11 protein-coding genes and 1 pseudogene are annotated in these 9,831 nt (G+C 71.4%); 6 read left to right on the top strand and 6 right to left on the bottom strand.

All coding sequences use genetic code 11. The annotated features are described in order from the left end of the window. Nucleotides 1-365, bottom strand: a pseudogene (locus ACE3Q8_RS21765) (hypothetical protein); the annotation flags it as partial. A 106-nt stretch (nucleotides 366-471) separates the two neighbouring features. Then, entirely contained in the window at nucleotides 472-1,380 is a 909-nt protein-coding gene (locus tag ACE3Q8_RS21760) for a methyltransferase domain-containing protein (protein ID WP_374472824.1), read from the bottom strand. Here ACE3Q8_RS21760 and ACE3Q8_RS21755 point away from each other — a divergent pair. The 5 genes from ACE3Q8_RS21755 to ACE3Q8_RS21735 all read left to right on the top strand — a co-directional run bounded on the left by ACE3Q8_RS21755 (nucleotide 1,379) and on the right by ACE3Q8_RS21735 (nucleotide 4,104). Next, nucleotides 1,379-2,155 carry a ComF family protein gene (locus ACE3Q8_RS21755; protein ID WP_374472822.1) on the top strand — a complete coding sequence of 259 codons (777 nt, stop codon included), beginning with the start codon at nucleotides 1,379-1,381 and terminating at the stop codon, nucleotides 2,153-2,155. The two genes, ACE3Q8_RS21760 and ACE3Q8_RS21755, sit on opposite strands and share 2 nt — an antisense overlap. Before the next feature lie 32 nt (nucleotides 2,156-2,187). Then, the gene (gene grxC, locus ACE3Q8_RS21750) at nucleotides 2,188-2,448 is read left to right on the top strand and encodes a glutaredoxin 3 (protein WP_374472821.1); all 261 of its coding nucleotides are present in this window, start codon (nucleotides 2,188-2,190) and stop codon (nucleotides 2,446-2,448) included. 96 nt (nucleotides 2,449-2,544) lie between these two features. Next, nucleotides 2,545-2,979, top strand: coding sequence for a DUF1178 family protein (locus tag ACE3Q8_RS21745; protein ID WP_374472819.1), 435 nt, complete (start codon nucleotides 2,545-2,547; stop codon nucleotides 2,977-2,979). Between the two features lie 25 nt (nucleotides 2,980-3,004). Further along, entirely contained in the window at nucleotides 3,005-3,277 is a 273-nt protein-coding gene (locus ACE3Q8_RS21740; protein ID WP_374472817.1) for a hypothetical protein, read from the top strand. Between the two features lie 218 nt (nucleotides 3,278-3,495). Then, complete coding sequence (locus ACE3Q8_RS21735) at nucleotides 3,496-4,104, top strand: prolyl oligopeptidase family serine peptidase (protein ID WP_374472815.1); 609 nt, start codon at nucleotides 3,496-3,498, stop codon at nucleotides 4,102-4,104. A gap of 18 nt (nucleotides 4,105-4,122) precedes the next feature. Here ACE3Q8_RS21735 and ACE3Q8_RS21730 read toward each other — a convergent pair whose 3' ends face one another. Next, nucleotides 4,123-5,409 (bottom strand): OmpP1/FadL family transporter, encoded by a 1,287-nt coding sequence (locus ACE3Q8_RS21730; RefSeq protein WP_374472813.1) that lies wholly within the window; start codon nucleotides 5,407-5,409, stop codon nucleotides 4,123-4,125. Nucleotides 5,410-5,716: 307 nt separating this feature from the next. Between ACE3Q8_RS21730 and clpB the strand changes: the two genes are divergently transcribed. Beyond that, nucleotides 5,717-8,302, top strand: coding sequence for an ATP-dependent chaperone ClpB (gene clpB, locus ACE3Q8_RS21725; RefSeq protein ID WP_374472811.1), 2,586 nt, complete (start codon nucleotides 5,717-5,719; stop codon nucleotides 8,300-8,302). A gap of 71 nt (nucleotides 8,303-8,373) precedes the next feature. On the opposite strand, the gene ACE3Q8_RS21720 is transcribed toward clpB, so the two are convergent. The 3 genes from ACE3Q8_RS21720 to ACE3Q8_RS21710 all read right to left on the bottom strand — a co-directional run bounded on the left by ACE3Q8_RS21720 (nucleotide 8,374) and on the right by ACE3Q8_RS21710 (nucleotide 9,763). Next, nucleotides 8,374-8,781, bottom strand: coding sequence for a hypothetical protein (locus ACE3Q8_RS21720; RefSeq protein ID WP_374472809.1), 408 nt, complete (start codon nucleotides 8,779-8,781; stop codon nucleotides 8,374-8,376). Between the two features lie 59 nt (nucleotides 8,782-8,840). After that, nucleotides 8,841-9,137 (bottom strand): hypothetical protein, encoded by a 297-nt coding sequence (locus tag ACE3Q8_RS21715; protein ID WP_374472807.1) that lies wholly within the window; start codon nucleotides 9,135-9,137, stop codon nucleotides 8,841-8,843. A gap of 89 nt (nucleotides 9,138-9,226) precedes the next feature. Then, a complete protein-coding gene (locus ACE3Q8_RS21710; RefSeq protein WP_374472805.1) occupies nucleotides 9,227-9,763 on the bottom strand; it encodes a hypothetical protein in 537 nt (178 codons plus the stop codon). Nucleotides 9,764-9,831: the final 68 nt, after the last annotated feature.

The raw sequence follows: 9,831 nt of genomic DNA, 5'->3' as shown, positions 1-9,831 counted from the left end.
CGGGGATCGGCGGCGATCCGGCGGGCGAGGTCGCCCCGGCCGGCGCGGCGCACGCCGACCACGAAGCGCGGCTCCTGCAGGGCGGCCACGGCGGCGTAGGCGACCATACCGGCCTGCAGTTCCTGCGGATCGTGCCCTGCGCCCACCTGCAGGGCCGAGGCGACCGCCGCAGGCCCGGAGAAGCCGGCCCCGATGCCGCCGGCCCGGCGCATGAAGCTCTCGAAGGCGCTGGCCCGGGTTTCCAGGGCTTTGCCGGCGCGCGCGGCGGCGGGCGCCGCCCGTTCCGGCGGCGCGGACGAGGTGGCGCAGCCCGCCAGGGCCGCGGCGGCCAGGGCGGCGCCCCAGCTACGAATGGTCGATGTCACAACTGACTCCCCGCTGGGAGCCCCCCGAAGCGCCACCGTAGGCCGTAGCCTGCGCAAGCGCCGCCGTGGTCAGTTGTCGCGCGGGATGGTTAGCGGGAGGTTGCGGTCACCGACCGCCGGGTAGCCGGTGCTCCACCGTGCCCAGGGCGTCCGCCAGCCGCATCTTGGCCGAGCCGGGCTTCAGCGGCTGCTGCTGGCTCTCGTGCGGCGCCCAGCCCGTGAGGGTGACGATCTCGAAGGTGGCCGGCACGCGGCCGTCCGGCTCGGCGAACCGCTGGGCGTAGATCTCGAACGTCCGGTGCAGCAGAGCGCGCGTGAGCTTCCGCGGGTGCCGCTCGGCCAGCACGCTGGTCTCGCCCATCCGGCGCAGATCGTAGAGCAGCTTCACCGGATGGTCGTAGGTGACGCTCACCCGGTCGACGTCGGCCACCGGCAGGGCGAAGCCGGCCCGCTGCAGCAGGCCCGCGGCGTCGGCGGTGTCGGCGAAAGGGGAGACGCGGCTGCCGGCGCCGCCCAGTATCTCGGCCTCTGCGGCCACCAGCGACTGTCGGAGCTCGGTCAGCGTCGCCCCGCCCAGGAAGGAGCCGATGAACAGCCCGTCCGGCTTCAGCGCCCGGCGCACCTGGATCAGCGCGCCCACCACGTCGTTCGTCCAGTGCAGGCCAAGGGACGAGACCACGAGGTCCAGGCTCTCAGGGGCGAACGGCAGGCGCTCCTCGTCCAGCACCACCCGCGGGCCGCCGGGGCGGGCGAGCATGCGGGGCGAGAGGTCGGCCTCGACCAGGATTTCGACGCGGCCGGCCGCCTCGCTCTCCGCCAGCGCCTCGCGGAACGCCCCGCCGCGGGCGGCGAGGTCGACGGCCAGCGGGAAGTCCCGCATGATCGCCTCCAGGCGCTCGACCACATCCAGCGCCGCACGGCGCTTCAGGAAGTCGGCCTGGGCATAGTCCCTGGCGGCGCGGTCGAGGCGCTTGCGGTGCAGGGTGCGGTCGAAGATCAGGGGCGGGGCGGACATGGCCGCGGAAGATGGGCTTTTCGCCGGCGGATGGAAACCGGGGCCGCGGGCAAAAGCGCTGTGGCGCGGCGGGCTCGATATGCTGTTCCCGCCGCAGACGCTCGACGGCGGCGGGGCGTTGGCCGGCGGACTTTCGGCCGAGACCTGGAGCCGCATCCACTTCCTCGACGGCCCGGTGTGCGACGGCTGTGGGCAGCCTTACGAGTACGAGACCGGCGACCGCTGCGCCGCCTGCACGACAAGGCCCAGGGCCTTCGACGCCGCCCGCGCCGCCTGCCTCTACGACGAGGTCTCCCGCGACCCGATCCTGAAGCTCAAGCACGCCGACCGCCTCGACCTCGCGCCGCTGCTCGCTCGCTGGCTCAGCCGGGCGGCCCGCGAGCTGCTGTCCGACGCCGACGCAATCGCTCCCGTGCCGCTGCACCCCTTTCGCCTGCTCCGCCGCCGCTACAACCAGGCCGCGGAGATCGCCCGGCCGCTGGCCGCGCTTTCCGGTGTGGCCTACCTGCCCGACGCGCTGGTGCGCCGGCGCGCCACCGAGAGCCAGGGCGGCAAGTCGGGATCGGGCCGCAAGCGCAACGTCGCCGGCGCCTTCCACGTGCCCGCCGGCCGCGCGGCCCAGGTGGCCGGCCGGCGCATCCTACTGGTGGACGACGTGCTGACTACGGGCGCGACGGCGGAGGCCTGCGCGAGGGCGCTGAAGGCAGCCGGCGCGGCCCGCGTCGACCTGGCGGTCGTGGCGCGGGTTAAGGAGCGGCCCGGACTCACTATATGAAACCGTCACAGACCGGCTTTTGTTAGAGCGCCATGGCCCACGTCACCATCTACACCAAGCCCTACTGCCCCTACTGCGTTCGCGCGGTCTCCCTGCTGGAGAAGAAGGGCGTCGAGTTCACCGAGATCGAAGCCGCCTTCGATCCCGAAAAGCGGGCGGAGATGATGCAGCGGTCCGGCCGCGCCACCTTCCCGCAGATCTTCATCGGCGAGCGTCACATCGGCGGCTGCGACGACATGATGGCGCTGGAGCGCGAGGGGAAGCTCGACCCGCTGCTGCAGCAGGCTGCCTAAGGCGCGCCAGGCGCGGGACGTCCCGGCGCCTTGACCGCAGCCGGCCGCGCGTGCTTCTGGCGGGCGCGATCCGGCGGCGGTTCCTATATCTCCCGAATGATCAAGTACGCGCTCACCTGCGAGCACGACCACGGCTTCGAAGGCTGGTTCGGCTCGTCGGCCGACTTCGACGACCAGCAGGGGCGCGGCCTGCTGGAGTGCCCGGTCTGCGCGTCGAAGGCCGTCCGTAAGCAGATCATGGCCCCCGCCGTGAGGGGCACCAAGCGCACGGCCACCGCGGCCGAGCCCAATCCCCAGATGCAGGCGATGATGATGGAGGCGATGGGTCGCATCCGCCGGCACGTGGAGGAGAACTTCGACGACGTGGGCGACGCCTTCGCCCGCGAGGCCCGCGCCATCCATGAGGGCAAGGCCGAGGAGCGCGGCATCTACGGCCAGGCGACGCCCAAGGAGGTCCGCGAGCTGGTCGAGGACGGCGTCCCCGTCGCGCCGCTCCCGCCCGGTCCGCCGAAAAAGTCCGAGCTGAACTGACCGCCTCCGCCGACGTTCCGGCGGCATGACCTCGCGCTTCAAGATCGAGCAACTCAAGCGCTACAGCCTGGAGCTCTACGGCCCCGGTGGCGCGCAGGACCTGCTGTGGAAGGTGGACAGCGACGACCCCTTCACCCCCATGGCCCGCGGCGACCACATCCAGCCGCTCGACCTGGAAGGCTCCAACCCCAACCTCGCCCACGAGATCACCGGCATCGAGCACCTCATCTGGACCGCCGGCGAGCAGCTCCGCTACGTGACCCGCGTCTACACGAGGCCCGCCGAGCCGCTCGGCTGAAGCTCGGCCTTGGCGCCGGCGCGGTCGCAGGCCACTCTCGGATCGCGCATCCGGGGGGAGCTGCATGATCAGTGTCCTGACCCTTTTGGCCGCTTCGGTGGCGAGCCTGGTGCTGCCGGCGGCTGCGGCCCGGGGCGGCGGCGCCGCCGCTCGACATCTACGGCAGCCTGCCGACGATCGACGGAGCGACAGTCGCGCCGGACGGCTCGAGCTTTGCGGTGGTCGTGTCGGAGCAGGGGCAGCGGGTGCTGCTGGTGCGCAACGTGAAGGATGGCGCCAGCGCGCAGTTCGGGCTGGGCGACAGCAAGATCCGCCAATTGGAATGGGTGGGATCGCAGGACCTTGCGCTGATCACCTCCAAGACCGCGGGCCTTGGCTTCTGGGGCGGGGGGCGGCGTGAGAACCTCATGGGGTTCCACCTGAATCTCGCGTCCAAGAAGCTCAGGCCGCTGCTCGGGGCGACGCCTCGGCGTTCGACCACGGGCACCACCCTCAACGCGGAGGGCAAGAACGAGGAGGTGGTGGCCACCTTCAACGTCCTTGCCGGGCCGCCGGAAGTCAGGAACGTCGGAGTGCTCGCCTCTTACTCGCCCGCGTTGAACGTCGAACAAATCGTGGCGCCCATCCTGCTGGTCCACGGCAAGGACGACACGGTGGTGCCGCTGGAGCAGAGCCGGATCATGGCGGAAGCGCTGAAGAAGGCCGGCAAGCCGCACGAGCTCACCATCCTGCCCGGCGAGGACCACTGGCTCACCCGCGGCGAGACCCGCCTGCAGATGCTGGAGGCAGTGGTCGCCTTCCTGGAGAAGCACAACCCGCCCCGGTGACGGGGCGGGTCGGCCGCCTCAGAACCGGGTGCGGACGCCGGCCGAGAGGATGAAGCCCTGACCGGTGACCTCGCCGTTCAGGCGGGTCGTCACGGCCGCCGGCGTGCCCGCATAGAAAGTGGTGTCGTGGCGGATCCGGGTCTTCTCGAAGTCGATGTAGCCGGCCCCAAGGTCGAGGGCGACCGCGGGGGTCACCTGAGCGGTGGCGCCCACGCCGTAGAACCACCGGTCGCCGTCCGGCACGCGGGCGGTGCGCTCGTCGTCGGGCGTCGGGGTGGGGTCGTACTGCATGCCGGCCCGCAGCGTCAGGCGGTCGTTGACGGCGTAGTCGAGGCCGACGCCGCCGGTGGTCACGTCCTTGTAGTTCTGGTCCAGCGTCTGCGGCCCGGCCGGGGCCTGCACGCGAATGGCGTCGAACTCGCCCCAGCCGATCCGTTGCACCTGGCCATGGACGGTCAGGCGGTCGGTGAGCGCGTAGCTCGCGCCGAAGGTGGCGATCCATGGGGTGTCGAAGCCGGCGCTGCCCTCCGCGTCGACATTCGCGGCGGCGAGCGGCCCCGCGAGGCCACCGACGAAGATGCGGCCGTCGAGGTCGTGCTCCATCTTCGAGCGGTAGCTGGCGCCCAGCGTCAGGGCGCCGAAGTGCGCCTGGGCGCCGGCCGACCAGCCGTAGTCCCAGCCGTCGCCGGCCAGTTGCGAGACGCCGTCCGGCAGTTGCGGCGAGAGGTTCGGATAGGCGGTCTGCAGCTTGGCGTCGGCGTACTGGGCGCTGACGCCCACGCCCACGTCGAGCCAGTCCGTGACGCGCATGGCGCCGGTGAGCTGGATGTCCGCGGTGTTCAGGCGCGATTCCAGGGCGTCGTAGCGGGCCCAGGCGTTGCGGCGGTACTTGGTGGTGAAATTGTAGGGGGCGGCCACCGACAGGCCCAGTGCGAAGCGGTCGCCCACCGGGGTGGAGACGGCGAAGTTCGGCGCCACGCCGTTCTGGATCGGGTTGAAGGCGCGCGGCTCGCCGGTGACGGGCAGGGTGGTCCCGCCCGGATAGGTGATGGTCGAGCCGGTGTTCTCCACCTGGGCCTCGACGAAGATCGCATGCGCGCCCACGTAGGCCTCGCGCGGGCTGCGCGCGATGGCGGCGGGGTTCCACCACAGGGAGGCTGGACCCTGGTCGGTCACCTCGCCCGAGTAGGCGCGGCCGAGACCACGGACGGACTGCTCCTGCAGGTAGAAGCCCCCGGCCTGGGCCTGGGATGCGAGCGCGCTGGCGGCGACGCCGGCGAACGCCGTGAGGAGGATCTTACGCATGGGAAACTCCGGGGAGGAAAGTCGGCCTTGGTGTGGGCGCCACTCTAGGTTTCTGCGAGGCCGAGGGTTCCTCGCGTCTGCGTGGAGCGGCCGGCTTGTGTCGCCAAGGCCACACAAACTCGCGTCGAGAGCGTCGCGATCACGAGGGCGGGGATTCCGGCGTTCGCCGACCCTGTGATCCTGAGCATGCGATCGGGATTTGCCGCCAGCCAGGACTTGTGTGACCTTTGGGCCACACTACATCCGGTCAGGTGGTGGTTGCGCTTTCTCAAGGCGACCCCCGCCAATCCGCCTACGAGGGGACGCGATGAACATCGACATCTATTCCGACCGCGCCAAACAGGCGATCCAGTCGGCGCAGAGCCTGGCGCTCGCCAGGCGCCATCAGCAACTCGCGCCCGAGCACCTCCTGAAGGTGCTCCTGGAGGAGAAGGACGGCCTGTCGCGTGCGCTGGTGCAGAGCGCCGGCGGCCGGCCGGACGAGGCCGACCGCGCCGTCGACGAGGCGCTCGGCAAGCTGCCCAAGGTCGAGGGCGGCTCCGGCCAGCTCTACCTGAAGCCCGAGACGGCGCGCGTGTTCGCCGACGCCGAAGCTGGGGCGAAGTCGGCGGGCGACGCCTTTGTCACCACCGAGCGCCTGCTGATCGCCATCGCCAAGGAAGGCGGCGACGCGGCCAAGGCGCTGAAGTCGGCTGGCGTGGACACCAAGAGCCTGGAGGCCGCCGCTCAGGACCTGCGCAAGGGCAAGACCGCCGACAGCGCATCGGCCGAGGAAGGCTATGACGCCCTGAAGCGCTACGCCCGCGACCTCACCCAGGCCGCCCGGGACGGCAAGCTCGACCCGGTGATCGGGCGCGACGAGGAGATCCGCCGCACGATCCAGGTCCTGTCCCGCCGGACGAAGAACAATCCCGTGCTGATCGGCGAGCCCGGCGTCGGCAAGACCGCCATCGTCGAGGGCCTGGCGCTGCGCATCGTCAACGGCGACGTGCCGGAGAGCCTGAAGGACAAGAAGCTGCTGGCCCTCGACATGGGCAGCCTGATCGCCGGGGCGAAGTACCGCGGCGAGTTCGAGGAGCGGCTGAAGGCGGTGCTCAACGAGGTCACCGCGGCCGAGGGCTCAATCGTCCTCTTCATCGACGAGATGCACACCCTTGTCGGCGCGGGCAAGACCGACGGCGCCATGGACGCCTCCAACCTGCTCAAGCCCGCGCTGGCGCGCGGCGAACTGCACTGCGTAGGCGCGACCACCCTCGACGAGTACCGCAAGCACGTGGAGAAGGACGCGGCGCTCGCCCGGCGCTTCCAGCCCGTGATGGTCTCGGAGCCCACGGTGGAGGACACGGTCTCGATCCTGCGGGGCCTGAAGGAGAAGTACGAGGTGCACCACGGCGTGCGCATCTCCGACAGCGCCATCGTGGCCGCCGCGACCCTCTCCAACCGCTACATCACCGACCGCTTCCTGCCGGACAAGGCGATCGACCTCGTGGACGAGGCGGCCAGCCGCGTGCGCATGGCGGTGGACTCGAAGCCCGAGGAACTGGACGAGATCGACCGGCGGGTCGTGCAGCTCAAGATCGAGCGCGAGGCGCTGACCAAGGAGACGGACGCCGCCTCCAAGGCTCGGCTCGAGAAGCTCGAGGAGGAGCTGCGGGAGCTGGAGTCCGAGAGCGCCGAGATGACCGCCCGCTGGCGCGCGGAGAAGGAGAAGGTCGGCGCGGCCGCCCAAGCCCGCGAGGCCCTGGACCGGCTCCGCGCCGAGCTGACCAACGCCCAGCGTCGCGGCGATCTGCAGCGCGCCTCCGAGATCGCCTATGGCGAGATCCCCACGCTGGAGAAGCGGCTGGCCGAGGCCGAGGCGGCCGAGGGCGGCAAGGACGCCATGAGCCCCGAGGTGGTCGACGCCGAGCAGATCGCCGCCGTCGTCTCCCGCTGGACCGGCGTTCCGGTGGAGAAGATGCTGGAGGGCGAGCGCGAGAAGCTGCTCCAGATGGAGGACAAGCTGCGCGACCGGGTGGTCGGCCAGGAGGAGGCGCTGGTCGCCGTCTCCGACGCCGTGCGCCGGGCCCGCGCCGGCCTGAAGGACCCCAGCCGCCCGATCGGCTCGTTCCTGTTCCTCGGCCCCACCGGGGTGGGCAAGACCGAGCTCACCAAGGCGCTGGCCGAATTCCTGTTCGACGACGAGGCGGCGGTCACCCGCCTCGACATGAGCGAGTACATGGAGAAGCACTCGGTGAGCCGGATGATCGGCGCGCCTCCCGGTTACGTCGGTTACGACGAGGGCGGGGCGCTCACGGAGTCCGTCCGCCGCCGGCCCTACCAGGTCGTGCTGTTCGACGAGGTCGAGAAAGCCCACCCGGACGTGTTCAACGTGCTGCTGCAGGTGCTGGACGACGGCCGCCTGACCGACGGCCAGGGCCGCACCGTCGACTTCCGGAACACGCTGATCATCATGACCAGCAACCTGGGCTCGGAGTACCTGGCCAACATGGCCGACGGCGACGACGTGGAGACCGCCCGCCCGATGGTCATGGACGTGGTCCGCCGGCACTTCCGGCCGGAGTTCCTGAACCGGATCGACGAGATCATCCTGTTCAAGCGGCTCGGCCGGGCGGAGATGGACAACATCGTACGCATCCAGCTCAAGCGGGTGGAGCAACTCCTCGCCGACCGCCGGATGGCGATCAGCCTCGATCCCAACGCCCTGCACTGGCTGGCCGAGCGCGGCTACGACCCAGTCTACGGCGCGCGGCCGCTGAAGCGCGTGATCCAGAAGGAGCTGGTGGACCCCATCGCCCGTAAGCTGCTGGCGGGCGAGCTGGACGACGGCCAGGTGATCGAGGTCGGCTCCTCCGGCGACGGCCTCGCCATCGGCCGCGCGAAGGTGCACTGACCCGCAGGCCTGGGTGAGAGGAAAGAGGGCCCCGGAGGCGCGAGCCTCCGGGGCCCTCGTCGGTCTGCCGCCTAGCGGCTCCAGCACTCCCGCCGGGTGACGTAACCGCCGTAGTAGCGGTCGTGCACGCGGCGCAGCTTGCATTTGATCCGCCGCCCGTCGGGGCCGATCATGCCGTTGGGGTCGGGGCCGTAGCGGTCCACCGGGACGCCATAGCCGTAATCGCCATAACCGCCCTGCACGTTCATCCCGAGCACCGCGCCCAGGGCGGCCATCCCGGCGGCCACGGGATCGTTGCCGCGGTAGCCGTAGGGCTGGCCGTAGCGGTTGTAGTCGTAGGGGCGGCCGTAATAGTCGCCGTATGGGGTCGGCGGCCCATAATAGTACCCGTAGGGCTGGGCCTGGGCGCTGGTCGCCAGCCCCGCCACGCCACCGGCCAGGGCGACGCCCGCCGCGGCCGCGCAGATCATCTTGCGCATCACGTCTCTCCTCGCGGCATCCCGAGGCGCGGGGAAGCGGAAAGACGGCCGTTGGGTTCCTAGCGCCGAGCTTGGACGACCGGCAGACGGCACGGTCGCGTGACGCCGGGCGCCACCTCGATCCGGTCGGTCTTGGGATCGTAGCCGGGGTAGGTCGCCAGGCAGTCGGCGATCCGCCGGTGGCGGGCGGTGTAGCCCTTCTCCAGGATTGGACCGCGGTCACTGGCCGGGCGCGAGAAGTCGCCGACGGCGGCGGCGCGCTCGAACTTCACGGGGGTCTGTTCCGCGGCGACGGCGGAGGCGCCGGCGGCGCAGGCGAAAGTCAGAGCCAGGGCGGCGCCGAACAGGGGGCGCATGTCGTTATCTCCCACCAGGAGGGACGTCCTCTCGCCCCCGCCGGTGAGCGGAACCCCCTTGCGAAAGGGAGGTTCAGCGCCGCCGTGAATTAAAGTTCGACGCTGACCGTGCGCCCGCCGCGGGTCACCACCCGGCGCATGAGCGCCAGGCTGTCGCCCTGCGGGGCGCCCACCGGCCGCGCCGTGGTGATCACGTACCAGGCCCCGTCGGGCAGGCCCCCGAAGCTGAAGCGGTCCGCGGAGTCGCAGGTGGCGCGCTTCACGTAGGGACCGGCGTCGCCGGCCGGGGCCTTGGGCGTGCGGGCCCGGACCTCCTCGGTGGGCAGCGCCGCGCGCTCGGTCGAGCCGTAGAGCGCGGCCATGCGCGCGCGCGACCAGGCCGTCTCCGGCGTCAGCACCACGCCGGCCCCGGCGCAGCTATATCGGACGGCGCCGCGGCGGTAGGCGAGGTGGCCCGCCACCCCGTTGCGGCCGTTCGCCTGGGACCAGCCGAACTCGGACGCCCGGAACACCGGCGGACCGCTCAGGCGGCCCTGAGGCGGCGGCGGCCCCAGCGTCGGCGCGCAGGCGGCGAGCGTCAGGCCGCAGGCGGCGGCGGCGGCGGTGATCAGGCTAACCTTCGACATGAGCGTCAGCCTATACGCCAATGCGGCCGAAAGTGGCCAGAAGATCGCGCGGGAACCCTTCGCCAGCT

Origin of the sequence: Phenylobacterium sp., assembly GCF_041913825.1 — a bacterium.
Taxonomy (GTDB): Bacteria; Pseudomonadota; Alphaproteobacteria; order Caulobacterales; family Caulobacteraceae; genus Phenylobacterium.
The sequence above is the reverse complement of the archived record's forward strand: the minus strand, read 5'-3'. Positions and strand labels throughout refer to the sequence as shown.

Bases quoted from the DNA above. Each gene is read 5' to 3' on its own strand.
- ACE3Q8_RS21715 (WP_374472807.1), bottom strand. From the start codon at position 9,137: ATGCGCCCCCTGTTCGGCGCCGCCCTGGCTCTGACTTTCGCCTGCGCC.
- ACE3Q8_RS21745 (WP_374472819.1), top strand. From the start codon at position 2,545: ATGATCAAGTACGCGCTCACCTGCGAGCACGACCACGGCTTCGAAGGC.
- ACE3Q8_RS21760 (WP_374472824.1), bottom strand. From the start codon at position 1,380: ATGTCCGCCCCGCCCCTGATCTTCGACCGCACCCTGCACCGCAAGCGC.
- grxC (WP_374472821.1), top strand. From the start codon at position 2,188: ATGGCCCACGTCACCATCTACACCAAGCCCTACTGCCCCTACTGCGTT.
- clpB (WP_374472811.1), top strand. From the start codon at position 5,717: ATGAACATCGACATCTATTCCGACCGCGCCAAACAGGCGATCCAGTCG.
- ACE3Q8_RS21740 (WP_374472817.1), top strand. From the start codon at position 3,005: ATGACCTCGCGCTTCAAGATCGAGCAACTCAAGCGCTACAGCCTGGAG.
- ACE3Q8_RS21720 (WP_374472809.1), bottom strand. From the start codon at position 8,781: ATGCGCAAGATGATCTGCGCGGCCGCGGCGGGCGTCGCCCTGGCCGGT.
- ACE3Q8_RS21710 (WP_374472805.1), bottom strand. From the start codon at position 9,763: ATGTCGAAGGTTAGCCTGATCACCGCCGCCGCCGCCGCCTGCGGCCTG.
- ACE3Q8_RS21755 (WP_374472822.1), top strand. From the start codon at position 1,379: ATGGCCGCGGAAGATGGGCTTTTCGCCGGCGGATGGAAACCGGGGCCG.
- ACE3Q8_RS21730 (WP_374472813.1), bottom strand. From the start codon at position 5,409: ATGCGTAAGATCCTCCTCACGGCGTTCGCCGGCGTCGCCGCCAGCGCG.